Consider the following 24250-nt stretch of genomic DNA (forward strand, 5'->3'; position numbering starts at 1 on the left):
AAACCAGTCGCTACATTCCGGCGATGAGCTTGTCCACTCGCTCGTCGACGCTGCGGAACGGGTCCTTGCACAGCACCGTACGCTGCGCTTGATCGTTCAGCTTGAGATGCACCCAGTCGACGGTGAAGTCGCGCCGCTTCTCCTGCGCCTTCCGGATGAACTCGCCCCGCAACCGCGCCCTGGTCGTCTGCGGCGGCACCGACTTGGCCTCGAAGATCTTCAGGTCGGACGCCACCCGCTCCACCGAGCCGCGCTTCTGCAGCAGGTAGAACAGGCCGCGCTTGCGGTGCACGTCGTGGTAGGCCAGGTCGAGCTGCGCCACCCTCGGCGAGGACAGCGGCAGGTCGTACTTCCTGCGGTAACGCTCGATGAGCTGGTATTTGGTCACCCAGTCGATCTCGCGCGCCACCAGGTCGAGGTTGCCGGTCTCGACCGCGTGCAGCGTCCGCTCCCACAGCTCCAGCACCCGGCGCGCGATCGGGTCGCCGCCCCGCCGGTCGACGAAGTCCTTGGCCTTCGACAGGTATTCCATCTGGATCTCCAGGCTGGACGCCTCACGGCCGTTGGCCAGCCGCACCCGGCGCCGCCCGGTCATGTCGTGGGACACCTCGCGGATCGCCCGGATCGGGTTCTCCAGCGACAGGTCGCGCATCACCGTGCCCGCCTCGATCATGCGCAGCACCAGGTCGGTGGCGCCGACCTTGAGCAGCATGGTGGCCTCGCTCATGTTCGAGTCGCCGACGATGACGTGCAGGCGGCGGAACCGCTCGGCGTCGGCGTGCGGCTCGTCGCGCGTGTTGATGATCGGCCGGGACCGGGTCGTCGCCGAGGAGACGCCCTCCCAGATGTGCTCGGCGCGCTGCGACACGCAGTAGACCGCGCCGCGCGGGGTCTGCAGCACCTTGCCCGCGCCGCAGATGATCTGCCGGGTGACCAGGAACGGGATCAGGACATCGGCCAGCCGGCCGAACTCGCCGTGCCTGCCGACCAGGTAGTTCTCATGACAGCCGTAGGAGTTTCCCGCGGAGTCGGTGTTGTTCTTGAAGAGATAGATGTCACCGGCGATGCCCTCTTCGCGCAGCCGCTTCTCGGCGTCGACGAGGAGTCCCTCGAGGATGCGTTCGCCGGCCTTGTCGTGGGTGACGAGTTCGATGACGTTGTCACACTCGGGTGTTGCGTATTCAGGATGGCTGCCCACGTCGAGGTACAGACGTGCGCCGTTGCGGAGGAAGACGTTGCTCGATCGGCCCCAGGACACGACCCGCCGGAACAGGTAGCGCGCGACCTCGTCGGGGGACAGCCTGCGCTGCCCCCTGAACGTGCAGGTCACGCCGTACTCGTTCTCCAGCCCGAAGATGCGACGATCCATCACCTCACACTATGCCCACGGATCGACAAGCGGGAGAGATCTTCCCCGTGTTTCCCGCGCGCCCTCGTCAGATGCCCATCCCCCGATGACCATCCCCCGGTCGGCGCCGCGCGCTTCCGCTCCCCGTCCCGCCCGTGCTATTTCCGGCCCCGCCCCATCCGCACTTCCGGTCCCCGCCCCGTCCGTGCTTCTGGTCCGGTCGCATCCGGGTAGGCCTTCGCCCGCTCATTCCCCGGTCCCGCGCCCTGGCTCCCGCCCCGCCCGCGCGGGCGTCTCAACCTTTTCTCTTTGTACGGCAGGCATGGGGCACCCCCACCCACCGCACAGGGCTGGGCCCTGTCCAGGGAAACGCTCCTCCGGTGATGCGTGGCCGGGCGCCGTGACGAGACGGCGACAAGCCATGAGCCGCCGGGGCGTCAGGGCGTGTAGATCTCCTGGACCTTGACGATCTCGCCCTTGTAGACCGTGATCAGCGACGGGTGGGCGGCGCGCTTGTGCCGCTTGATCAGGATGGACCTCGAGCAGCTCTTGGCGCCGAGAGCGTCCTTCTTGCCGACCGTGAGGTCGCCTTCGGCCACCTTGCAGCCGAACGCCGACAGGAACACCACGTTCTTGGCGATCCGCGAGGAGTAGGCCATCGCGTCACCCTCGGGCGGAGTGACGAACTGCCCCTCCGTCACGGTGCCCTTCTTCCACTTGACCGGCGTGTACTCGGCGGTGCTGCCGCTGAGGTGCGTGATCAGGCCGCGCAGGATGCCGTCGTGCCGGGAGGAGATGTGCTTGGTGAAGTCGTGCTTCGGGTCGGGCTGGAAGGTCGTGCCGAAGGTCTTGGGCGCCTTGAACGTGGGGATGTCCGTGGTGGCGGCATTCGCGGCCGTACCGGCGGTCAGGACGACGGCTGCTGCGGCGGCGCCTGCCAGGAGGGTGCGCATCGGATTATTCATGCTCTCTTCGATACGAGATGCCGTTCGCCGGTTCGCCCAAATATGTGTGAACCAGGTCACACTGGCCCATGGCTTGTCGCCGTCTCGTCACGGCGCCCGGCCCCGCATCACCGGAGGAGCGTTTCCCTGGACAGGGCCCAGCCTTGTGCGGTGGGTGGGGGTGCCCCATGCCTGCCGTACAAAAAGAAAAAAGGCCCGGGCGGTCGAAGACCGCTCGCCCGAGCAGAAGGGGAACCAGCGCCCGAGCGGGACGGGAACCACACCACGAGACCAGCGCCCGGGCGCGGGAAGACCGCCTGCCTGAGCGGGACGGGACCAGACAACGGAACCAGCGCCCGGGCGGGCGACGAACGCCCGCCCGAGCGGAACCACATCAGAGTTGGCTAGAGCGACGTGCCGTCGTCGACGTCGCCCTCGGGGCCGGTCGGGGGTGGGGTGTCGGATCCGGAGTCGTCGGCTTCGAGCGGCGAGCCGGCGGCGGCGCCCGGCGTGGCGGCCAGGAGGCGTTCCAGGCGTGGCCCCACCAGCCGCTGGAACTTGCGGTGCTCGCGGTTGCGGTCCAGCACCGCCACCTCCAGCTGCCCCACCGGCGGGCGCTCCCCACCGGGCTCCGTGAGGGCCGCCAGCGCCACCTCCAGCGCGTCGGCCAGCGGCATGCTCTCCCGGTAGCCCTCCTTCAGCCGCGTGCCCACCGCCTCCGCCTGGCCGCCCATGGCCGCGAAGCCATGTTCGTCGAAGACGGAGCCGTCGAACGTCAGCCGGTAGATCGCGTCGCCGTCCGGCACGTCGCCGACCTCGGCCACCACGACCTCCACCTCGAGCGACTTGATCGACTCGGTGAAGATGCGGCCCAGGTTGGACGCGTACAGGTTGGCCAGCCCGCGGCCGGTCACGTCGGAGCGGTCGTAGGTGTAGCCGTTGATGTCGGCGTAGCGGATGCCGCCCAGCCGCAGTTCTTCGAACTCGTTGTAGCGGCCCACCGCCGCGAACCCGATGCGGTCGTAGATCTCGCTGATCTTGTGCAGGGCCCGTGAGGGGTTGGGGGCGACGAACAGGATGCCGTCCTCGTACTGCAGCACGACGACGCTGCGGCCCCGCGCGATGCCTTTGCGCGCGTAGTCGGCCTTGTCCCGCATGATCTGCTCAGGGGACGCATATCCAAAAGGCATGGACACGGATGGGGTCCTTTCTAGCGCAGCGGGGCGATGGGGCCGTCAGGGGAGATGAGACGTGCTTCGAGCATCTGCTCGACGTAGCCGGTCACCTCTTCCTCCGCCAGCCGTCGGAAGCCGTCGGCGTCGATCACCGAGACGATCGGCCAGATCTTCCGCGTCACATCGGGCCCGCCGGTGGCCGAATCGTCGTCCGCCGCGTCGTACAACGCCTGGATCAGCGTCATCGCCATGTCGTCCGCCGACGCCCCGTCGCGGTAGAGCTTCTTCAGCGACCCCCGCGCGAAGATCGAACCCGAACCGATCGCGTCGAACCGGTCACGCTCGTACGGCCCGCCCGCCACGTCGTAGCTGAAGATCCGCCCGCCGTCCCGCTCCGCGTCGTAGGCGGCGAACAGCGGCACCACCACCAGCCCCTGCATCGCCATGCCGAGATTGCCGCGGATCATCGCCGCCAGCCGGTTGGCCTTGCCGTTGACCGATAGCGTGCGGCCTTCCAGCTTCTCGTAATGCTCCAGCTCCACCCGGTAGAGCCGGGCCATCTCGATGCCCGTGCTGGCCGTGCCCGCGATGCCCATGCACGAGTAGTCGTCCGTCCGGAACACCTTCTCCACGTCACGCTGAGAAATGATGTTGCCGGACGTCGCCCGCCGGTCGCCCGCCATGACCACGCCGCCCGCGAACGTGGCGGCGACGATCGTCGTCGCGTGCGGAACCTGGTCGCCGATCGGCGTGGCCAGAATCTCACCACGCACCGGAAGCAGCCCCGGCGCGTGCGAACCGACGAACTCCGTGAACGAGGAACTCCCGGTGTTGTGGAAAAGCTGGTCCATCAAGCCGGTGGGCAGATCCATGTGCGATGCCACGCGACTCCCTCCCAAACGTCACTGTCCCTAAAGGGACCCTACTCATGTTGCGTCGCTGTCTGCACTTCCCACGATCAGCCCACGGCGAACCGGTCACCAGATCGTTTCTTTACGCCCAGTAGAGGCCGTGCGATTGTCGGTATGTCTGCACGTCCTCAACAGGAGGCCGACATGCGACTCCCCAGCCGACCTGCGGTGATCGCGGTTCTCACCATCCTGGCGCTCAGCGCCTGCGGATCCGGCGCCCCCGCCGGAGGGGAGGACGTCACCCTCGTCATCGCGGCCAACTCGATCTCCGGCGGCAAGAACTCCGAGTCCGCCGATTGGATCAAGCGGTGGGTGATCCCCAACTTCGAGCAGGCCCACCAGAACGTCAAGGTGCTCTTCCAGCCCAGCGGCGTCGACGACGAGCAGTACAAGACCAAGATCGCGCTCGACCTCAAGTCGAAGGCCGGGGCCGACGTCATCGACCTCGACGGCATCTGGGTCGGCGAATTCGCCCAGGCCGGCTACATCAAGCCGCTCACCGACGTGGGCGGGCCGGCCGTCGACTCCTGGGAGGGCTGGTCGCAGATCCCGCAGGCCGTACAGGGACTCGGCATCTTCGACGGCAAGAAGTACGGCCTGCCCCAGGGCACCGACGGCCGGGTCCTGTTCTACAACAAGACCCTGTTCAAAAAGGCCGGCCTGCCCGAGCCGTGGCAGCCCACCAGCTGGGAGGACATCTTCGCGGCCGGCGGCAGGCTGAAGGCCGCGGGCGTGCCCACCCCCATCCAGATCAATGCCGGCACCGCCATGGGCGAGGCCACCACCATGCAGGGCGTGCTCCCCCTCCTCGCCGCCGCCGGGTCCGAGATCTACACCGACGGCAAGTGGACCGGCGCCTCCACCGCCATGAAGGACGTGCTCGGCTTCTACCAGCGGCTCTACGCCTCCGGGCTCAGCGACCCCAAGCTGCAGCAGGAGGCCAAGGGGCGCGACAAGTCCTTCGCCCAGTTCGCGGCCGGCAAGATCGGGATCCTGGCCGAGAGCGACTACTTCTGGCGATCCGTCATCGAGCCGAAGGCCGGGGTCGCCCCCATGGCGGACCGCGACTCGGCCGTCGGCTTCGCCAAGATCCCGGCCAAGAACCCCGGCGCCGCCATCCGCGGCCAGGACTTCGCCAGCATGTCGGGCGGCGCCGTACGGGTACTCAACCCGTTCTCCAAGAACCCCAAGCTGGCCTGGGAACTGCTCGCGTTCATGCACTCCGCGGCGGCCACCAAGGCACAGCTCGCCGGACAGGCCCGCATCAGCTCCCGCGGCGACGTCAACGGCGAGGTGCTCCACGCCGACCCGATGCTGGCGTACGTCGCCGACGAGGTGCTGCCCATCACCGCCTACCGCCCCGGCCTCGCCGTCTACCCGCAGGTCTCCGTCGCCCTGCAGGAGGCCACCGCGGCGATCGTCAGCGGCAAGAGCGCCGACGAGGCGGCCGCCGCCTACCAGGCCAAGCTGGAGGGACTGGTCGGTGGCGCGGACCACGTCGCCAGGTGACGCGGCCGGGCTGGGCAGGGCGAGAGCGGCGGGGTTCGTGCTGCCCGCGCTCGTCCTCATCGGCGTCTTCCTCGTCTTCCCCGCCCTCTGGACGATCTACCTCGGGCTCACCGACTATCGCCTCACCGGCCTGGCCGCCGCCGACCCCCAGGTCGTCGGCCTCGGCAACTACACCCGCGCGCTGAGCGACCCGCGCTTCCTCAGCTCGCTCTGGCTCACCGTCGTCTACGTCGGCGGCTCCGCCATCCTCGGCCAGGCCGGGCTCGGCTTCACCCTCGCCTGGCTGCTGCGCACCCGCGGCGGGCCGCTGCGACGGGCCGTCGAAGGCGTCGTGCTGCTGTCCTGGATCCTGCCCAGCACGGTCGTCGGCTTTCTCTGGTTCGCCCTGCTCGACCGCGACGACGGCACGCTCAACGCGCTGCTGGGCACGCCCGGGTTCGGCTGGCTGCTGGACTACCCGCTGCTGTCCATCGTCGTCTTCAACGTCTGGCGCGGCACCGCCTTCTCGATGATGTTGTACGCCGCGGCGCTGGAGAACGTGCCGCCCTCACAGCTCGAAACGGCCCGCCTGGCCGGCGCCTCCGTGCCGCAGCAACTGCGCGACGTGGTCTTCCCGCTCATCCGGCGGCACGTGCTGACGAACCTGCTGCTGATCAGCCTGTGGACGTTCAACGACTTCACCCCGTTCGTCCTGACCGGCGGCGGCCCGGAAGGACGCTCCGAGATCCTGCCCGTCTACGTCTACAACATCGCCCTCAAAGGCGGAGAACTCGGCGCGGGCGCCGCCGTGTCCTTCCTCATCCTGCTCATCAACCTCGTCTTCGCCCTGGCATACCTGAGACTGCTGCGCGGCCGGCGCCGCGCGGCGGGACGGCCACCGGCATGATCCGGCACGCCATCGGACGGCTCGCCGCCACCGTGTTCATCGCCGTCGTCCTGGCCTTCTTCACGCTGCCCATGCTCTGGCTGGCCAGCGCCCCCTTCGACGCCACTCCGGCGATCACCACGTCCGTCCCCGAGTTCACGCTGCGCAACTTCGCCGCCATCCTCGACAACCCCTACGCGCTCGGGTCCATCCGCAACTCCCTCATCCAGGGCGGCGGCGCCGCCGCGCTCGTCGTCGTCCTGGCCGCCCTGGCCGCCTACGCCCTGTCCAGGGTCCGCATCCCGGGCCGCGACGTGCTGCTCTACGTGCTCCTGCTGCTGTCGTCCGTCGTCACCGGCACCGCCGCCATGGTGCCCATCTTCGAGCTGGCCACCCGGCTCGACCTCATCGACACCCACCTCGGCGTCATCCTCGTCGTCTCCGGCGGCCTGCTGCCCGCCGCCATCTTCATCCTCAAGGACTTCATGGACGAGACGCCCACCACCTACGAGGAGTCCGCCCGGGTCTTCGGCGCCTCGTCGCTGCAGATCCTCCGCCACATCGTGATCCCGCTGGTGCGGCCCGGCCTGGCCACCATCGCCGTCTGGGCCCTGGCCAGCGTCTGGGGCGGCTTCCTGTTCCAGTTCATCCTGCTGCGCGACCCCGGCAAAGCCCCCGGCTCCGTCATCCTCTACACCCTCTACACCGAGGGCGGCTCGCCCAGACTCGACCTCATCTCCACCTTCTCCCTGCTCTACTCGCTGCCGGTGGTGGCGATGTACCTGTTCGTCTCGCAGCGGTACGGCTTCCGCTTCCACGGAGGGATCAAACGGTGATCTCGCTGCACGGCCTCACCAAGGTGTTCGCCGGCGGAGTGCGCGCCCTCGACGACCTCGACCTCACGATCGCCGACGGCGAGTTCTTCGCCCTGCTCGGCCCGTCGGGCTGCGGCAAGACCACCCTCCTGCGCACCATCGCGGGCCTTGCGACCCCCACCTCGGGCAGCATCCGCATCAACGACACCGACGTCACCACCCTGCCGCCCGGCCGCCGCGACGTCGCCATGGTCTTCCAGGACTACGCCCTCTTCCCTCACATGACCGTCTCCGAGAACATCGCCTACCCCCTGCGCATCAGGAAGGTCCCCCGCCTGGAACGCGCCGCCAAGGCCGCGGAAGTCGCCCGGCGCCTCAGCCTGCCCGACCTCCTTCACCGCCGCCCCGCCCAGTTGTCCGGCGGCCAGCAGCAACGCGTCGCCCTCGCCCGCGCCATCGCCTGCCACCCCACCGCCTTCCTCTTCGACGAACCCCTGTCCAACCTCGACGCCCGGCTCCGCCTGGAAGCCCGTACGTTCCTCAAACGACTGCAGCGCGAACTAGCCGTCACCACCGTCTTCGTCACCCACGACCAGGCCGAGGCCCTCGCCCTCGCCGACCGCGTCGCCGTCATGTCCCACGGCCGGATGATCCAGGTCGGCACCCCCGCGGAGGTGTTCCAGCGCCCCGCCACCACCTTCGTCGCCGCCTTCATCGGCTCCACCCCCATGAACCTGCTGCCCGGCGAGATCATCTCCGGCGCCCTCCACGTCGCCGGCGCCACCCTCCCCGCCCCGGCGGGCGTCCCCGACGGCGACGTCGTGTACGGGGCGCGGCCCGAATACCTGGAACTCCTGCTCGAAGCCCACCCGGGCGCCTTCCCCGGCACCGTCTCCGTCCTGGAGAACCTCGGCACCAGCACCCTCGTCACCCTCGAAACCGACGGCACCCTCATCCAGGCCGTCGTCCCCGAAGGCGACGAACCCCCCATCGGCACCCCCGCCTGGGCCCTCCCCCGCCGCTCGCTCCTCTACCGCGACGACCGGCTGCTCCGCCCCTGACGGCATACTGGACACATGTCCGCCAAGGACTGGATCCTGCACGTCGACCTCGACCAGTTCATCGCCGCGGTCGAGATCCTGCGGCACCCCGAGCTCCGCGGCAGACCCGTCGTGGTCGGCGGCACCGGCGACCCCACCCAGCCGCGCACCGTCGCCGCCACCGCCACCTACGAAGCCCGCGAGCACGGCGTCCACTCCGGCATGCCGCTGCGCACCGCGCTCAGGCGCTGCCCCGACGCCGTCTTCCTGCCCAGTGACCCACCCGCCTACGAGGCCGCGTCCGAGCGGGTCATGGCCACGCTGCGCGAGTTCCCCGTCCTGGTGGAGGTCTGGGGCTGGGACGAGGCGTTCATCGGAGCCCGCACCGACGACCCCGAGGCACTGGCCGCCGCCCTACGGCGGGCCGTCCTGGACAGGACCGCGCTGTCGTGCTCCGTCGGCATCGGCGACAACAAACACCAGGCCAAACTCGCCTCCGCGTTCGCGAAACCGGCCGGCGTCTTCCGCCTCACCGACGACAACTGGGCCGAGGTCATGAACGACCGGCCCACCGACGCGCTCTGGGGCATCGGCGCCAAGATCGCCAAAAAGCTGGCCGACCTGGGACTCCACACGGTCGCCCAACTCGCCGCCGCCGACCCCGCCGACCTGGCCCGCCGCTTCGGCCCCACGAACGGCCCCTGGTATCGCTACCTCGCCCTCGGCAAAGGCGAAGCCGAAGTCGTCACCACCCCATGGGTGGCCCGCGGGCACAGCCGGGAGACCACCTTCCCGCACGATCTCACCGACAGCACCGAAATCTCCACCCACGTAGCCACACTGGCCCGACAGGTCGCCTCAGACGCGACCGCCGCCGGACGGATGATCGTCCGGGTGTCGGTGAAAGTACGCTTCACCCCGTTCCTCACCCGCAGCCGTCAATCCAAGCTGCCGACACCCACCACCGATGCGGTCGAGCTGTCACGCGCCGCCCTCACCGTGCTCGACCGCTTCGACCTCTCCCGGCCGGTCCGCCTCCTCGGCGTGGCCGTCGAATACGCCCCACTCGATCAGACTCGGACCGCTCTCCCATAGAAGCCGGCGCGGCGACGCCCCCCGTTTCTATGTCCGATCTGACCTACTCTCCGCCCTTTTGGACGTAGCTGCGAACAAACTCCTCTGCGTTCTCTTCGAGAACTTCGTCAATTTCGTCCAGGATCGCGTCGACATCGTCGGTCAGCTTCTCCTGGCGCTCCTGAACGTCCGGCGCCGCCGACGCCTCGGTCTCCTCGACCTCGCTGTCGCGCCGACCAGCCTGCTTCTGGCCACCGGTGTCCTTGCTTGCCATGTCCTACCTACCTCCGCTTGGGGGACTGCTCTCTAGGCATATCTTCCCCGAACCGGGCGACATTTCGCGCCGATCGTCCCGCGATCTTGCCGACTTGACTAGATAGTTCCCCTATCCAATAATGAGGCCCCTGCCCTACAGGAGGTTTCGATGTCCCCCTCGTCCCTGAGCACGGCAGGTGTGCTCCTCATCACAGTCCCCGCGGTGGCGTTCGGTGGCGTGTCGCTGCTGACGTTCCTGATGCGGAACGTGCCCGGCTACAACGACAATCCGGTGCGCCGCAGCCTCTGGCGGGCGGGGCACGCTCACGCGGGCGTGCTGGTGCTGTTCAGCCTCGTAGCGATGCTCTATGTGGATCAGGCGGACCTTTCGGACGGCCTGAAGGGCCTGGTGCGCACGCTCATCGTGGCCGCCCCGATCCTGATGCCGCTCGGCTTCTTCCTGTCGGTGGTCCGCCCCAGCGACACCAAGCCGAGCAGGCTCATATGGCTGACCGTGGCGGGCGGCGCGGCGCTGGCCGTGGGCACGCTGACGCTGGGCGTGGGCCTGCTCTGAGCGGACGTGCGCGCGTTGGCGTCTTCCCGTGCCGTGCCGTGCCGTAAAGAAGCCGCTTGTACGAAGTGAGCGCCGCTACGGCGGGAGGCCGGAGACGTACAGCGGTCAAGCTTCGCCGGTGAGCGGTTAGTCTCCGCCGGTGAGGGCGGCGACCAGGTCGGCGGCGGTGCGGCAGCGGTCGAAGAGTTCGCCCACGTGGGCCTTGGTGCCCCGGAGCGGTTCGAGGGTCGGTACGCGCTGCAGGGATTCGCGGCCGGGGATGTCGAAGATGACCGAGTCCCAGGAGGCCGCCGCGACGGACTCGCTGTACTGGCGCAGGCAGCGGCCGCGGAAGTAGGCGCGGGTGTCCGTGGGCGGGTTCTCGACGGCGCGCTGGACGTCGTCCTCGGTGACCAGGCGCTGCATGCGACCACGGGCCACGAGGCGGTTGTAGAGGCCGCGGTCGGGGCGGATGTCGGAGTATTGAAGGTCGACGAGCTGCAGCCGGGGGTGGGACCAGGCGAGCGAGTCGCGGGTCCGGTAGCCCTCGAGGAGTTCGAGTTTGGCGACCCAGTCGAGTTCGCGGGAGAGCTGCATGGGGTCTTCGGCCAGGCGGGTGAGGACGGACTCCCAGCGGTCGAGGATGTCCTTGTTCATCTCTTCCTGGGCGGTGCCGCGTTCCTCGACGTACTTGCGAGCCTGTTCGAGGTATTCCATCTGCAGCTGGATGGCGGTGAGCTTGCGCCCGTCTCGCATCGGGATCTCGTAGCGGCAGGTGGGGTCGTGGGAGACGGCGCGCAGGGCCTGGACGGGGTTCTCGACGGCGAGGTCGCGGCTGAGGAAGCCGTCTTCGATCATGGCGAGGACGAGGGCGGTGGAGCCCAACTTCAGGTATGTCGAAATTTCCGACATGTTGGCGTCGCCGATGATCACATGCAGCCGCCGGTACTTCTCCGGGTCGGCGTGCGGCTCGTCCCTGGTGTTGATGATCGGCCGCTTGAGCGTGGTCTCCAGGCCGACCTCGACCTCGAAGAAGTCGGCCCGCTGGCTGATCTGGAAGCCTTCGCCGCGCGAGTCCTGCCCGATGCCGACCTTGCCCGCGCCGACGACGACCTGCCGGGAGACGAAGAACGGCGTGAGGTGGCGGACGATGTCGGCGAAGGGGGTGGCGCGCCGCATGAGGTAGTTCTCGTGGCAGCCGTAGCTGGCGCCCTTGGCGTCGGTGTTGTTCTTATAGAGCTGGATGGGCGCGTTCGACGGGATGGCCGAGGCCCGCTGGGCGGCGTCGTACATCACGCGTTCGCCGGCCTTGTCCCAGATGACCGCGGCGCGGGGGTTGGTGCATTCGGGGGTGGAGTATTCGGGGTGGGCGTGGTCGACGTAGAGCCGGGCGCCGTTGGTGAGGATGACGTTGGCCAGGCCAAGGTCCTCATCGGTGAGCTGGCTGGGGTCGGCGACCTCTCTGGCCAGGTCGAAGCCGCGAGCGTCGCGCAGCGGATTCTCCTCTTCGAAGTCCCACCTCGCCCTTCGCGCTCTGGCGGCGGAGGCCGCCAGGTAGGCGTTCACCACCTGCGAGGACGTGACCATCGCGTTGGCGCCTGGCTGACCTGGTACGGAGATGCCGTACTCGGTCTCGATGCCCATCACCCGACGCACCGTCATGCAACACCCTCTGTTCGTCCGGATCTGTCTATCCGCCGTTTATATGCCCGAGCCTATGCCCTTCACAGTGCCCCAGGGTCACAGAGTTATGGCACCGCAGCCTTTTCCACATTTACGGCGGAAGCTGGTGGGGTTTGTGGACGTCTGCGTGGCTTAAGGAGGCGCTGGATGGGGCGTTCGGCAAGGGAGTAAACGAGATAGGACAGGAGCACGGCCGCGAGCGTGGTGGTGAGGGCGGCGGCCCAGGGGGCCATTCTGGCGGCCAGGAGCGGGATGAGAGCGACGCCGACGACGGAGTGGAAGAGATAGAGCGGGTACGTGGTCGCGCCGAGCGCAGCGAGCGTTCTGGACGGTCGCAGCCGGAAGGCGCCGAGCGCGACGAGCGACATGACGGCGAAGACGAGCGTGATGGTGATGATCACGCTGAGGTCGCTGACGGGCATGCTCCTGATCCCGGCGAGCTTGATCCGGCCGTGGACGCGTTCCAGCGCCGAGTGGACCGCCAGCACATAGCCGCCGGCGACGTAGAGCCAGGGCAGCACGGCGTTGCGGTTCTTGTGGACGAGGTAGAGGGCCATGCCGGCGACGAAGTAGGGGGCGTAGCGGGGCATGACGATCTCGTTGAGCACCTCGTTGCCGAGCAGTTCGGCGCCGAGCGCGGCGGCCAGCCAGAGACCGGCGAAGATCATGACGCGGCCGTAGGTGACGCCGATGATGACGAGGACGGCCATGAGCAGATAGAAGCGGAGTTCGGCCCAGAGCGACCAGTACACACCGCTGGCGTCCAAGACCTTGAACAGACGCTGGAACATACTGGCGTTCACCAGATACTCCCCTGGCGAAAGCTTGGGGTCGAGCGCCTTGGCGCCGGTGAGGCCGTAGAGAGCCGCGACGGCGGCCAGGCTGATCCAGTAGGCGGGGTAGAGCCGGACGAACCTGCTCCAGGCGAACGCCCCGAGCCCCCTCCCCCACGCGCTCATGAGGATGACGAAGCCGCTGATGACGAAGAACAGCTCGACGCCGAGGATGCCGAGCCCCGCGATCGGGGCGACGGCGGGGAAGAGCTCGGCGGGCCGGTCTCCCCAGACGGAGGCGAACGCGATCAGGTAGTGGAAGGCGAGCACCGCCAGAGCGGCGACGAACCGCAGCAGGTCGAGCTCGGCCAGCCGGCCGTCCCCTCGCACGTGCCTCGGCCGGTTGGGTGGTTGCACGCCCTGTTGGACGGCACATCGATCACTTTGGTTCCGTTGGTCCCAATTTTCACACGGGTCCCTCGGTGCCGATGAGCAGGATCCGGGCATCCGAATCGAGGTGGAGGGCCCGGCGGGTGGCGGCGTCGAGTGCCAGCAGACCTGCGGCCCCGGCAGCCCCGCAGGGCGAGACGGAGACGCCCTCGGCCGCCAGCCGGGCTGCGGCATCGGCGGCCTCGCCGTCGGTGATGGTGACGAAGGCGTCGGCCAGGTGGGACAGGAGCTCGTAGGCGATCAGGGACGGTTCACGGCAGTCCAGGCGGCCGAGCGTCGTGGGCGAGCCTTCGACGTGGACGGGTTCGCCGGCGCGGGCGCTTTCGAGCAGGCAGGGGGCGCCTTCGGGTTCGACGACGACGATGGCGGGCCGTTCGCCCCAGCGGTCGCGGACGTACGCGGCGGCCGCGGCGGCGAGCCCGCCGACTCCGGCCTGGACGAACACGTGGGTGGGCGCCTCGGCCAGTTCGTCGAACAGGACGGTGTAGCCGCGCATGACGTCGAGGGGGATGGCGGTGTAGCCGTCCCACGAGCTGTCGGAGACGAGCTGCCATCCGTTGTCGTCGGCGGCCTGGAGCGCGGCGAACATGCTCTGGCCGTAGTCGCCGCCCCAGCGCCGTACCTCCGCGCCGAGGGCGCGCAGGCGGTCGGCGAAGGGTTCGGGGACGTCGTGGCCGAGGTAGACGACGAAGGTGCCGCCGATCTCGCGCACCCCGGCGGCGACGGACAGCCCGTGGTTGCCCGCGCTGGCGCAGACGAAGGTGGTGCTCGCGTCGGCCTGGCCGCGCTGGACGAGGCGGTGCACGGCGTACGCGCCGCCGAGCGCCTTGAAGCTGCCGAGCCCGAGCCGCCCGCTCTCGTCCTTGACGCCGACGATCCCGGCTCCCGCCGCGCGGGCCAGGGCGGGCAGGAGGTGGAGCGGGGTGGGCCGGTAGCGGCGGTGGGTCTCGAAGTGGGCGCGGGCCTGGCGGGCGTGCTCGACACCGATGAGGGCACGGTCTCGCTCGGTGTACGGCGTGCGGGCGGGGTTCAGCCAGCTCGTGCTCATGGGGATCATCGTACGAAGCCGGACGTGAAAAGGGGCCGCGCGGAGATCCGCGCGGCCCTTCTCAGCAGCCTCTTACAGGTACTGGCCGGTGTTGGCGACGGTGTCGATGGACCGACCCGCCTCCGCGCCCTGCTTGCCCGACACGAGCGTGCGGATGTAGACGATCCGCTCGCCCTTCTTGCCGGAGATGCGGGCCCAGTCGTCCGGGTTGGTGGTGTTGGGCAGGTCCTCGTTCTCGGAGAACTCATCCACGCAGGCCGTGAGCAGGTGCTGCACCCGCAGGCCCTTCTGGCCGCTCTCCAGGAACTGCTTGATGGCCATCTTCTTGCCCCGGTCGACGATGTTCTGGATCATCGCGCCGGAGTTGAAGTCCTTGAAGTAGAGGACTTCCTTGTCGCCGTTGGCGTAAGTCACCTCGAGGAAGCGGTTCTCTTCGCTCTCGGTGTACATGCGCTCCACGACGCTCTGGATCATGCCGTGAATGGTGGCCTCGCGGGAGCCGCTGTGCTCCGAGAGGTCCTCGGGGTGCAGCGGGAGCTCGGCGATGAGGTACTTGGAGAAGATGTCCTTCGCCGCCTCGGCGTCCGGCCGCTCGATCTTGATCTTGACGTCCAGGCGGCCGGGCCGCAGGATCGCCGGGTCGATCATGTCCTCGCGGTTGGAGGCGCCGATGACGATGACATTTTCCAGTCCCTCGACGCCGTCGATCTCCGACAGCAGCTGGGGAACGATGGTGTTCTCGACGTCCGAGGAGACACCGGAGCCTCGGGTGCGGAAGATCGAGTCCATCTCGTCGAAGAACACGATCACCGGGGTGCCCTCTGAGGCCTTCTCACGAGCCCGCTGGAAGACCAGGCGGATGTGCCGCTCGGTCTCGCCGACGTACTTGTTGAGCAGCTCGGGGCCCTTGATGTTGAGGAAGAAGCTCTTGCCTTCCTGGCCGGTGCGCTCCGCGACCTGCTTGGCCAGGGAGTTGGCGACAGCCTTGGCGATGAGCGTCTTGCCACAGCCGGGCGGGCCGTAGAGCAGAACGCCCTTGGGCGGGCGCAGCTTGTGCTCGCGGAACAGGTCGGCGTGCAGGTAGGGCAGCTCGATGGCGTCCCTGATCTGCTCGATCTGCCTCATGAGGCCACCGATCTCCTCGTAGGAGATGTCGGGGACCTCTTCGAGCACGAGCTCTTCGACTTCGGACTTGGGGATCCGCTCGTAGACGTAGCCCGAGCGGGGTTCGAGCAGCAGCGAGTCGCCCGCCCTGATCGGCTGCCCGACCAGTGACTCGGCGAGCCGCACCACGCGCTCCTCGTCGGCGTGCGAGATGACCAGTGCGCGCTGCCCCTGGTCGAGGAGCTCCTTGAGCATCACGATCTCGCCGACCTCTTCGTAGCCGAGGGCTTCGACCACGTTGAGCGCCTCGTTCAGCATGACCTCCTGGCCACGGCTGAGCGACTCGACGTCGACGGCGGGGCTGACGTTCACCCGCAGCTTGCGGCCGCCGGTGAACACCTCGATCGTGCCGTCTTCTCTGGCCTCGAGGAAGGTGCCGAACCCGGATGGCGGCTGCGCCAGCCGGTCGACTTCTTCCTTGAGGGCAACGATCTGGTCCCTGGCCTCCTTGAGTGTGGCGACCAGGCGCTCGTTCTGGCCGGTGACGGCCGCGAGGTTCGCCTGCGCCTCGTGGAGACGCTCTTCAAGGACTCTGGCCTGACGGGGTGACTCGGCCAGCTTCCGCCTCAGCGCGGTGATCTCCTCTTGGAGGAAGGAGACCTGTGTTGAAAGATCAGCGACCTCCCGTTCGCGCTGCGCGGCTCGAGCCTCAGCATCATCGCGAGCTGCCACGCCCCGTCACCTCCTTCCCAGTCGAGGGCGACTACTTAGGACCTTACCTATCTCGGGCCCCTCCGTAACCTGGCCGGGCAGTGTTCGTCGTGTGACAATCTGTGTTCGGCGAATAATCCCTAATAGTGCGTTTAACAGTGCCAGCATCTGAACACGACGATCTGTTCCCGTGTCACGCACCAACGCGGCCTCGTAGCCAAATTGTCATAGTTCCTCGGTGGTCCCCTTCGGTCGTCGACGGCGTGGCGGCGGCGCCACGCCGTCCGCCATGCGGCGGGCGCTGACGAGGAACCCGGTGTGGCCGATCATCCGATGATCCGGTCTTACGGCGAGCCCTTCGACATGCCAGTCGCGAACCAGGGTCTCCCACGCATGAGGCTCCGTGAAACTCCCGTGATCCCGAATCGCCTCGACGGTCTTGGACATCTGGGTGGTCGTGGCCACGTAACAGCAGATGACCCCGCCCGGTGTGAGGGCCTTGGCGGCGGCGTCCACGCACTCCCACGGGGCGAGCATGTCGAGGATGACGCGGTCGACGTCCACCTCGTCGATCGAGGCGACCAGGTCGCCGACGACGAGCCGCCAGGTGTCGTCCATGGAGCCGCCGTAGAACTTCTCCACGTTCTTGCGCGCGACGTCGGCGAACTCCTCGCGCCGCTCGTAGGAGGTGACGTGGCCCTCGGGTCCGACGGCGCGCAGCAGGAAGCAGGTCAGCGCGCCGGAGCCGACGCCGGCCTCGATCACCCGGGCGCCGGGGAAGATGTCGGCCATGCCGACGATCTGCGCGGCGTCCTTGGGGTAGATCACCGCGGCGCCGCGCGGCATGGCCAGAGTGTAGTCCTGGAGCAGATGGCGGAACGCGAGGTATTGGGTACCGCCGGAGGAGCGCACCACGGAGCCTTCGGGCTGCCCGATCAGCTCGCTATGAGGGATGGCGCCCTTGTGCGTGTGGAAGACGCCGTCCTCTTTGAGCGTGATCGTGTGGCGCTTGTTCTTGGGGTCGGTGAGCTGCACCTGATCCCCCGCCTGAAACGGCCCATGCCTGCGGAAACCCATGGCCGCAAGGTTATAGGGCTTTCGAGCACGCCTCGACGCGCGATATCTATGAGGGATGTTTCCGCGCGAAGTGATCTCTACAGGTTCCCTGGTGTTGCGACGCCCCGCCGATTCCGACGCCGAGGCGATCGTGCGCGCGTGTGACGACCCGGTGACGGCCCGGTTCCTGTACGTGCTGCCGTCGCCGTACACGTTGCAGGACGCGCGTGACTACCTGCGTGCGGCGGAGGCGAAGTGGGCGGAGGGCGGCGCCGAGTTCACGATCACCGAGAACGGCCACTACGTCGGCGCCATCGGCGTCCGGCCGCCCGATCCCTGGGGCGTGGCCGAGATCGGCTATCTGGCCGCGCCGTGGGCACGCGGCAAGGGCGTGGTGACCACGGCGACGCGGGCGGTGACCGACTGGCTGTTCGACCATGGCGTCGAGCGCGTGGAGCTGAGCGCCGCGGTGGAGAACATCGCCAGCCTGCGGGTCGCCTTCAAGGCCGGTTTCCAGGAGGAGGGGCGCAGGCGTGACGCCAAGGTCATGCGTGACGGGCACCGCACCGACATCATCACGCTCGCCAGGATCCGGCGCGACCCCGGCGTGGCGGCCGAGCCGTACCTGCCGTTCTTCGACGGCGGCGAGCTGAGCGACGGGGTGGTGCGACTGGCGCCGATGGAGGTGGCCGACGCCGCCGACTTCCACCGGATGATGGGGGAGCCGAGCGTGGCCGCCTACGCGTTCGGACCGCGCACGACGTTGGCGGACAACGAGCGGCGCTGCCGCTACACCGGCTACTGGTGGGTGTCCGGGCAGCGGGTCGAGCTGGCGATCAGGGACGCCGTGTCCGGGGAGTTCGCGGGGCACCTGCAACTGGTGCAGGTGCAGCCGATGATCGGGCAGGGCATGATCGGCTATTCGCTGCTGCCGGAGTTCAGGGGCAGGGGGTTCATGACGCGGGCCGTGCGGCTGCTGGTGGACTGGGCGTTCGCCAACACCGCGCTGCACCGGATCGTGGCCGGGACCGACTTGGGCAACAAGCCCTCGCAGCAGGTGCTGGAGCGGGCCGGGTTCGTCCGGGAGTCGACGCACCGGGAGCTGTTCCCCAGGGAGGACGGAACCCGGGCGGACGAGCTGGAGTGGCTCCGTCTGCGTCCCCGGTGACTGAAAATTCCGATTTCCAGTTGGGGGCTGGTCAAGTGACACGCCGACGGCGAGACTCAGGGTCACCGCCCCTGAGATACGCGTGATCGGGCCGCGCGATCTCTTTCTCCCCTCCGCCGAGGGATACAGCGATGCCTTACAACCGTGTCGACGTCGCCATGCGTGAACTCATCGCCTCGTTCTCCTGCCTGGACTCCGCGGGACTGATCGACAGGCTGAGCCGGACCGCCGCCGCGGTCACCGGAACGGCCTACGCGGGATTCGTCCGGGTGGACGCTCTTCGGGAGGTCGCCCACGCCGTCCACGTGCACGCGCCCCCGGTCGATCCGCTGCGGGTACGCCCGTGGCTGGAGGAGTCGGGGGTGCTCAAGACGCTCGTCTCGGCGTCCGGCCCGGTGTTGATCGTGCCGGATCCGTCGATGGGCGAGCCGGGTTTCCTGGCCATGCCGCTGCCGCTCGCCACGAGGGACCACGCGTTCCTGTGGGTGGCGGGGCGCCGGTTCGGGGACCCGGACGAGCACCTGCTGAGCCGCTTCGCCACCGCCGCGGGCCGGGCCTTGGAGGCCGCCAACGGGCTGGAGGCCGCGGTACGCCTGTTACGCGGCGTTCAGGCTTTTCCTCGCGTTTGAGTGGCGCCGTGGTAGACCTGACCGCCTTTTTGCGATATTTACCTAAAAATGATTAGAAGTGCGCTGACGCGTGCTTTCGCACACCTTGGTCGGAGCCTCGGATCCTCACTGTCCGCGCTGCTCAGCGCCACCCCGGTGATCAATACTCTGCAGAACCTGGACACCGCGCCCGGCTGGTCTAATAACAGCCGGATCGGGCCGGAACCGACTTATACGGACCGTCTAGTTCGTACATGGGTGCGTCCTCCACAATCGGCGATGAATGGGCATCGTGCCGCCCCGCAGAACGGCGAGTGCCCATCATCAATAGCGCATCGGGCGCCTGATCCGGCATCGGGAGAATCGGCGCCTCAGCCGTCGGAGCCGAGCATGGCGTGCGTCGCCTCCTCGACGATGTCGCGCATCGCGCGTCGCGCCTCCGCGGGGTCACCGGCCTGGACCGCCTGGGCGACCTCCGCGTGCCGGCGGATCGCCGCCGGCTCCGGGAAGGCCGGCATCAGCCGGTGGTGCGTACGGCCCGCCAGCACCTCCGCCACCACCGTGGAGAGGCCGGCGAACATGTCGTTGCCCGAGGCCTCGAGCAGCGTGCGGTGGAAGACGATGTCGGCGGCCAGGTAGGGCTCCAGGTCGCCGGCCCTGCCGTGGACGGCCATCCGCATGACCGCCTCGGTCAACCGGCCGCACTGCTCGGGCGTGGCGTGGGCGGCGGCGAGGGCGGCCGCTACGGGTTCGACGCCGAGGCGGAGCTCGGACAGGGAGCGGAGCAGCGATTCGCGTTCGCCGCTGTCGAGCCGCCAGCGGATGACGCGCGGGTCGAACAGGTTCCATGAGGCGCGGGCCGACACCGTGACGCCGACGCGCCGGCGGCTGCTGACCAGGCCCATGGACTCCAGCACGCGTACGGCCTCGCGCACGACCGTGCGTGACACCCCGAACCGGGCCTCCAGCTGCTCGGTCCTGAGCACCTGCCCGGCGGCGTACTCGCCCGCGACCACGAGGGCGCCCAGCTTGCCGAGCACGGCGCCGTGCAGGCTCTCGTCCGCGACTCCCACAGCCTTATCCTCACACGAATCGGCGCCAAAAGTATGATTTATTCGCCGGTCCCGCTTGGTTGATATGATGTTAATTGTCTAGTCTGGCGCGCAGCCGAGCTCGAGAGGTTCCCCCGTATGGACGACGCAGGCCGCCCGCCACTCATCGTCGTGATGGGGGTGACGGGATCCGGCAAGTCCACGGTCGGTGCCGCGCTCGCCGAACGCCTCGGGGTGCCGTTCGCCGACGCCGACGACTTCCACAGCCCGGCGAACGTCGCCAAGATGTCCGCCGGAACACCCCTCGACGACACCGACCGGCTGCCGTGGCTGCGCTCGGTGGGCGCCTGGCTCGCCGAGCACGCCGCCACCGGGGCCGTGACGGGCTGTTCCGCGCTGAAGCGCCGCTACCGCGACCTGCTGCGGGAGGCCGCGCCCGAGGTGAGCTTCCTGCACCTCGACGGCGACGTCGACATGATCAGGAAACGGGTGGCCGGCCGGTCCGGGCACTTCATGCCCGAATCGCTGGTGGCCTCCCAGTTCGCGGCGCTCGAACCGCTCAGCCCCGACGAACGCGGCCTCGCGCTCGACCTGTCCCTCCCGGTCGACGACCTCGTGGACGCCTACCTCACCCGCACGGCATCCTGACCACACCCCCGGCACGCTCACAACGCCCCGGCCATGTCCGAGGCGCCTCCCGGAAGCAGGGGCCCGCGCGGCCCTCAGCGATGCGACACCCAGGCAAGCGCGCCACTACGTCGTGAGCGGGATGCCCCGCAGCGCCCGGCCGCCACCCCGGCATGGCAGAGTTGAAGGCTGCCCCCTGAAGGCCCTCAGCCCTGGTCGGTGGGTAGCCGAGGGCAGGTCCCCAGCGAGCTTGCGCCCAAGGAGGCGGGTGACCCGGGGGCCGGATCCCCGGGGAGGCAGGTGACCGGGGGCGGGTCCCCGGGAAGGCGGGTGACCGATGCCCGGCGTATGCGTAGAAACACCGCCCGCCCGCACAGCAGCGACTCACGAAAGAACGCCCGCACCCCCAGAGGAGAGCGGGCGTTCCGGAAGAGGGCTCAACCCCGGTGGGCCTCGAAACGCATGGTGCGGGAGACGCCGACGCGAACGGTGGTGCCCGGGACGATGGTGACGGGTTCGTTGGGCGGGATGTCGTAGAAGTTCGGGTCGCCGGGCGGCTGGATCTGGGTGCCGTTGACCGAGCCGAGGTCGACCAGGTTGACGTCCCAGCCGTCGAGCGCCACCCGCAGGTGCCTGCGGGACACCGAGCCGTCGGGGCTGGTCACCTTGGCGGGCCTGGCCGTGCCGCCCGCCACCTCCGGCGCGCGCTCGGGGTCGCGTCCCAGGAGGTAGTCGCTCTCCAGCGGCAGCGCGGTGCCGTCGTCAAGGATGAGGACGCCGAGCGGGGGCCGTGGCCCCTTGTACGGCACGAGGGTGCGCTGGACGAGCGCGATGCCGCAGACCGCGCAGTAGGGCACGCGAGGGTCGTTGAAGTGGTCGTTCTTGCAGTCGACCCCGTAGACGAGCTGCCGGTCGCCGTGCTCCTCCTGGGCGGGCGGAGGCGGCGGCTGTTCGAACAGCTCCCGAGGCTGCTCGAAGTGCTCGCGTGGTTGCTCGAAGTGCTCGCGGGGCTGGTCGAACTGCTCACGCGGCTGGTCGTACGCATCGCGTGGCTGGTCGTAGGGAGAGGCGGGCTGCTCGTACTGCTCCGGCATCGTGCCGTTGCCCGAGAGCGCCGGCGCGGGCTCGTCGTAGGTCGGGAACCCGCTCGGCTGCTCGGCCGGGGGCGGTGGGTCGGGGACCGCCGACAGGAACGGCGGCTGCTCCAGCACGGGCTGCGGCTGAGGCCCGGACGGAGGCTGGGGGTTGAACAGAGGGCCTGAGGACGGCTGCGGTCCCGAGGGCGTGGCGGGCTGGTCGTTGCCCGACAGTGGATAAGGTGCCATCTGCACCGGAGGCGGCACCACCAGCTCGGGCTCGAAGTGCAGAGCCGTGTTGGGCAGCTCGCTGGTCAATGGCCTGGACTGCGCCGGGGCCCGCTCGGGGACGTCGCCGAAGTCGCCCACCAGCCCGCCGCCGTGCACCACGCCGCCGTCGAACTGGACCGCGGGGTGCGGCTCGCCGCCGCCGGGCAGGCTCAGCCGGACGCGATGGACCGGCCCGTTGATGAGCCGGTCGGCCCAGGTCAGCGAGTCGCTACCGGCCAGCCGGGTCTCACCGGACGCGGTGGTGACCGTGGCCGACGCGGAGCCGCTGACCAGGACGGCCACGCCGTCGCCGACCGGTCCCGCGACCGCGCAGTCAGCGGGGTCGCCGGTCATGTTGGCCGCGAGCACCTGGGCGGCGCGCCTGGCCAGCGCCCGGCCGTCGCCCCCGGCGTCGGCCGTCTCGCGCAGTGCCTTGAGAAGTTCGTCGGCCGCGGCCTCGGCCGCGTCGCACACCAGCAACAGCCCGCCCAGATAGGCGACCAGCCCATCTCCGGGAAGCGGACGCACCGCCCCGAAGCCCTGGCCCGTCATGACTCCTCCTTCATGATGACCGCGCTGCGCTCATCTGTGCCCTCGCTGCGCTCGGTCACTCAACTCTCCTCCCCGGAAGCCGGCGGTATCACGGCATCCGCACTGCCGTGACGGCCACCAGCCATACGCATACCCCATACGGCGAGGCGGTGTCGCGGCCGCCCCGTCTCGATTCGGTGAACCGGTGGACCGCAACAAACCTCTCAAGTGTGCGAGTAGGCCAAACAGAACACTATCGGCCAGTCGTCGCATCCTCGAACCGCCAGGTGCGATCCGGAATCGCCTGATCACTGGACACGACACTAGCCGGGGGCTGCCGCATATACGAGTGGGACAAATCAGACGCCGCTGAAGACGCGGTTGACGTCGGCCGTGGCGAGCACGCCGTAGATCTCGCCGCCGCGCTCCACGAGCAGGTATTCGCCGGCGGGGGCCTCGCGCATGGCGTCGATGAGCGCCTCCCCCGTCAGGTCGGCGGCCAGCACCATGGACGGCTCCAGGGACTTGGCCATGGAGCCGGCGTTCACCCAGGGGCGGCGGTGCTCGGGGGTGGCCTGGACGGACGCCTCGTGCACGATCGCGACGGGGCGGCCCTCGTGGTCGACGACGACGAGGGCGCCGGCCCGCTTCTCGGCGGCCTGGCGCAGCGCCTCCGACAGCGGGGTCTCGGCGGCGACGGGGATCGCTCTGCGGGCCAGGGTGCGCGCGTTGACCTGCGGGATCCTGGCGCGGATGCGGGCCACGCGCAGCGACTGGGTGGCGCCGAGCCAGATGAAGGAGGCCAGCACCAGCGGCCAGAGCAGGTCGCGGGGGTCGACTTCCTGCCCGCTCATCAGCGACATGGCGAACGGCGACACGACCAGCAGCACGGCCAGCACCCTGCCGCCCCAGGCGGCGGCGACGGTGCCGGAGCCGGCGTTGCTGGTCAGCTTCCAGACTCCGGCGCGCAGCATCCGGCCGCCGTCGAGCGGTAGTCCGGGCAGCAGGTTGAACACGCCGACGATGAGGTTGGCCACCCAGAGCTGCCAGATCAGCACCTCGGGGATGCCGCCCCCGTTGACCAGGTAGACGTCGGCGGCCAGGCCGATCCCGGCCAGGCCGAGCGAGAGGGCGGGGCCGGCGGCCGCGACCATGAACTCCTTGCCGGGGGTCGGCGGCTCCTTCTCGATCTCCGACACGCCGCCGAGGAGGTAGAGGGTGATCCGGCGGACCGGCAGGCCGTACGACTTGGCCAGCACGCTGTGGGCCAGCTCGTGCAGCAGGACCGAGACGTAGAGGAGGACGGCGAAGACGAAGGCGACGGCGTAGGCGGCGGTGGCGTCGAGCTCGGGCAGCATGGCGCGCACCCGGTCACCGAACATCCAGGTGATGAAGGCCGCGACGATGAACCACGTCCACGACACGTAGACCGGGATGCCGAACGGCTTTCCCATCCGAAGACCGGAAAATTCTTGCTGCGGGCTCTGCTCGCTCACCGCGCTCCTTGCCGTCCAATACGTGCTGTCGCTGCCTTGATGCTACGCGCCGGATAGGGTGATCCCCGCTTCGCGGCCCCTATTCTGTCGGGCTCTTGACCTAGAGTG

The 24250-nt window shown here is 69.0% G+C and carries 22 protein-coding genes; 9 read left to right on the plus strand and 13 right to left on the minus strand.

What is annotated here, in order from left to right:
* Positions 1–10: 10 nt before the first annotated feature.
* From pafA to prcB, 4 genes are all read right to left on the minus strand, one after another.
* Positions 11–1369, minus strand: coding sequence for a Pup--protein ligase (pafA, locus tag AB0B91_RS25885; protein WP_358324428.1), 1359 nt, complete (start codon positions 1367–1369; stop codon positions 11–13).
* A gap of 416 nt (positions 1370–1785) precedes the next feature.
* Positions 1786–2313, minus strand: coding sequence for a hypothetical protein (locus AB0B91_RS25890; protein WP_358324431.1), 528 nt, complete (start codon positions 2311–2313; stop codon positions 1786–1788).
* A 383-nt stretch (positions 2314–2696) separates the two neighbouring features.
* The gene (gene prcA, locus AB0B91_RS25895) at positions 2697–3482 is read right to left on the minus strand and encodes a proteasome subunit alpha (RefSeq protein WP_358324884.1); all 786 of its coding nucleotides are present in this window, start codon (positions 3480–3482) and stop codon (positions 2697–2699) included.
* Between the two features lie 20 nt (positions 3483–3502).
* Positions 3503–4351 carry a proteasome subunit beta gene (gene prcB / locus AB0B91_RS25900; protein ID WP_358324434.1) on the minus strand — a complete coding sequence of 283 codons (849 nt, stop codon included), beginning with the start codon at positions 4349–4351 and terminating at the stop codon, positions 3503–3505.
* 171 nt (positions 4352–4522) lie between these two features.
* On the opposite strand from prcB, the gene AB0B91_RS25905 reads away from it, so the two are divergent.
* Genes AB0B91_RS25905 through AB0B91_RS25925 form a run of 5 tightly spaced genes read left to right on the plus strand, consistent with a single transcriptional unit; the run spans position 4523 to position 9702 of the window.
* On the plus strand, positions 4523–5887 hold the full coding sequence (locus tag AB0B91_RS25905) for an extracellular solute-binding protein (protein ID WP_358324437.1): 1365 nt from the start codon (positions 4523–4525) through the stop codon (positions 5885–5887).
* The gene (locus tag AB0B91_RS25910) at positions 5862–6773 is read left to right on the plus strand and encodes a sugar ABC transporter permease (protein ID WP_358324440.1); all 912 of its coding nucleotides are present in this window, start codon (positions 5862–5864) and stop codon (positions 6771–6773) included. The genes AB0B91_RS25905 and AB0B91_RS25910 overlap by 26 nt, the downstream gene beginning before the upstream one ends.
* Positions 6770–7588: a carbohydrate ABC transporter permease gene (locus AB0B91_RS25915; protein WP_358324443.1), complete on the plus strand. Its 819-nt coding sequence runs from the start codon at positions 6770–6772 to the stop codon at positions 7586–7588. The genes AB0B91_RS25910 and AB0B91_RS25915 overlap by 4 nt, the downstream gene beginning before the upstream one ends.
* On the plus strand, positions 7585–8628 hold the full coding sequence (locus AB0B91_RS25920) for an ABC transporter ATP-binding protein (protein ID WP_358324446.1): 1044 nt from the start codon (positions 7585–7587) through the stop codon (positions 8626–8628). Before AB0B91_RS25915 ends, AB0B91_RS25920 begins: the two co-directional genes overlap by 4 nt.
* A gap of 15 nt (positions 8629–8643) precedes the next feature.
* On the plus strand, positions 8644–9702 hold the full coding sequence (locus tag AB0B91_RS25925) for a DNA polymerase IV (protein WP_358324449.1): 1059 nt from the start codon (positions 8644–8646) through the stop codon (positions 9700–9702).
* A 43-nt stretch (positions 9703–9745) separates the two neighbouring features.
* Here AB0B91_RS25925 and AB0B91_RS25930 read toward each other — a convergent pair whose 3' ends face one another.
* Positions 9746–9955, minus strand: coding sequence for a ubiquitin-like protein Pup (locus AB0B91_RS25930; RefSeq protein WP_214636360.1), 210 nt, complete (start codon positions 9953–9955; stop codon positions 9746–9748).
* A gap of 150 nt (positions 9956–10105) precedes the next feature.
* On the opposite strand from AB0B91_RS25930, the gene AB0B91_RS25935 reads away from it, so the two are divergent.
* Entirely contained in the window at positions 10106–10510 is a 405-nt protein-coding gene (locus tag AB0B91_RS25935) for a hypothetical protein (RefSeq protein WP_358324452.1), read from the plus strand.
* Between the two features lie 126 nt (positions 10511–10636).
* On the opposite strand, the gene dop is transcribed toward AB0B91_RS25935, so the two are convergent.
* From dop to AB0B91_RS25960, 5 genes are all read right to left on the minus strand, one after another.
* Entirely contained in the window at positions 10637–12151 is a 1515-nt protein-coding gene (dop, locus tag AB0B91_RS25940) for a depupylase/deamidase Dop (protein WP_358324455.1), read from the minus strand.
* 86 nt (positions 12152–12237) lie between these two features.
* Positions 12238–13335 carry an acyltransferase gene (locus AB0B91_RS25945; protein ID WP_358324458.1) on the minus strand — a complete coding sequence of 366 codons (1098 nt, stop codon included), beginning with the start codon at positions 13333–13335 and terminating at the stop codon, positions 12238–12240.
* A gap of 76 nt (positions 13336–13411) precedes the next feature.
* Positions 13412–14443, minus strand: coding sequence for a pyridoxal-phosphate dependent enzyme (locus AB0B91_RS25950; RefSeq protein WP_358324461.1), 1032 nt, complete (start codon positions 14441–14443; stop codon positions 13412–13414).
* A gap of 72 nt (positions 14444–14515) precedes the next feature.
* Entirely contained in the window at positions 14516–16279 is a 1764-nt protein-coding gene (gene arc, locus AB0B91_RS25955) for a proteasome ATPase (protein WP_219528479.1), read from the minus strand.
* A gap of 204 nt (positions 16280–16483) precedes the next feature.
* Positions 16484–17335 carry a tRNA (adenine-N1)-methyltransferase gene (locus AB0B91_RS25960; protein WP_214636355.1) on the minus strand — a complete coding sequence of 284 codons (852 nt, stop codon included), beginning with the start codon at positions 17333–17335 and terminating at the stop codon, positions 16484–16486.
* Between the two features lie 91 nt (positions 17336–17426).
* Between AB0B91_RS25960 and AB0B91_RS25965 the strand changes: the two genes are divergently transcribed.
* Positions 17427–18482 (plus strand): GNAT family N-acetyltransferase, encoded by a 1056-nt coding sequence (locus tag AB0B91_RS25965; RefSeq protein ID WP_358324464.1) that lies wholly within the window; start codon positions 17427–17429, stop codon positions 18480–18482.
* A 131-nt stretch (positions 18483–18613) separates the two neighbouring features.
* On the plus strand, positions 18614–19111 hold the full coding sequence (locus AB0B91_RS25970) for a hypothetical protein (RefSeq protein WP_358324467.1): 498 nt from the start codon (positions 18614–18616) through the stop codon (positions 19109–19111).
* 350 nt (positions 19112–19461) lie between these two features.
* On the opposite strand, the gene AB0B91_RS25975 is transcribed toward AB0B91_RS25970, so the two are convergent.
* On the minus strand, positions 19462–20163 hold the full coding sequence (locus AB0B91_RS25975; RefSeq protein ID WP_358324470.1) for an FCD domain-containing protein: 702 nt from the start codon (positions 20161–20163) through the stop codon (positions 19462–19464).
* Between the two features lie 117 nt (positions 20164–20280).
* Between AB0B91_RS25975 and AB0B91_RS25980 the strand changes: the two genes are divergently transcribed.
* On the plus strand, positions 20281–20790 hold the full coding sequence (locus AB0B91_RS25980) for a gluconokinase (protein ID WP_358324472.1): 510 nt from the start codon (positions 20281–20283) through the stop codon (positions 20788–20790).
* Positions 20791–21206: 416 nt separating this feature from the next.
* Here AB0B91_RS25980 and AB0B91_RS25985 read toward each other — a convergent pair whose 3' ends face one another.
* Both AB0B91_RS25985 and AB0B91_RS25990 read right to left on the minus strand, forming a co-directional pair.
* Positions 21207–22667 carry an FHA domain-containing protein gene (locus AB0B91_RS25985; protein ID WP_358324475.1) on the minus strand — a complete coding sequence of 487 codons (1461 nt, stop codon included), beginning with the start codon at positions 22665–22667 and terminating at the stop codon, positions 21207–21209.
* A 338-nt stretch (positions 22668–23005) separates the two neighbouring features.
* Positions 23006–24100, minus strand: coding sequence for a site-2 protease family protein (locus tag AB0B91_RS25990; protein WP_358324478.1), 1095 nt, complete (start codon positions 24098–24100; stop codon positions 23006–23008).
* Positions 24101–24250 lie beyond the last annotated feature (150 nt).

The organism is Nonomuraea sp. NPDC049141 (assembly GCF_040648415.1).
Lineage (GTDB): Bacteria > Actinomycetota > Actinomycetes > Streptosporangiales > Streptosporangiaceae > Nonomuraea.

Coding starts and splice junctions, on each gene's coding strand:
- AB0B91_RS25930 (WP_214636360.1), bottom strand. CDS start 9,955: ATGGCAAGCAAGGACACCGGTGGCCAGAAGCAGGCTGGTCGGCGCGAC.
- AB0B91_RS25950 (WP_358324461.1), bottom strand. CDS start 14,443: ATGAGCACGAGCTGGCTGAACCCCGCCCGCACGCCGTACACCGAGCGA.
- AB0B91_RS25990 (WP_358324478.1), bottom strand. CDS start 24,100: ATGGGAAAGCCGTTCGGCATCCCGGTCTACGTGTCGTGGACGTGGTTC.
- AB0B91_RS25890 (WP_358324431.1), bottom strand. CDS start 2,313: ATGAATAATCCGATGCGCACCCTCCTGGCAGGCGCCGCCGCAGCAGCC.
- AB0B91_RS25905 (WP_358324437.1), top strand. CDS start 4,523: ATGCGACTCCCCAGCCGACCTGCGGTGATCGCGGTTCTCACCATCCTG.
- pafA (WP_358324428.1), bottom strand. CDS start 1,369: ATGGATCGTCGCATCTTCGGGCTGGAGAACGAGTACGGCGTGACCTGC.
- AB0B91_RS25970 (WP_358324467.1), top strand. CDS start 18,614: ATGCCTTACAACCGTGTCGACGTCGCCATGCGTGAACTCATCGCCTCG.
- AB0B91_RS25915 (WP_358324443.1), top strand. CDS start 6,770: ATGATCCGGCACGCCATCGGACGGCTCGCCGCCACCGTGTTCATCGCC.
- AB0B91_RS25960 (WP_214636355.1), bottom strand. CDS start 17,335: ATGGGTTTCCGCAGGCATGGGCCGTTTCAGGCGGGGGATCAGGTGCAG.
- AB0B91_RS25985 (WP_358324475.1), bottom strand. CDS start 22,667: ATGACGGGCCAGGGCTTCGGGGCGGTGCGTCCGCTTCCCGGAGATGGG.
- AB0B91_RS25935 (WP_358324452.1), top strand. CDS start 10,106: ATGTCCCCCTCGTCCCTGAGCACGGCAGGTGTGCTCCTCATCACAGTC.
- AB0B91_RS25925 (WP_358324449.1), top strand. CDS start 8,644: ATGTCCGCCAAGGACTGGATCCTGCACGTCGACCTCGACCAGTTCATC.
- AB0B91_RS25980 (WP_358324472.1), top strand. CDS start 20,281: ATGGACGACGCAGGCCGCCCGCCACTCATCGTCGTGATGGGGGTGACG.
- prcA (WP_358324884.1), bottom strand. CDS start 3,482: ATGCCTTTTGGATATGCGTCCCCTGAGCAGATCATGCGGGACAAGGCC.
- dop (WP_358324455.1), bottom strand. CDS start 12,151: ATGACGGTGCGTCGGGTGATGGGCATCGAGACCGAGTACGGCATCTCC.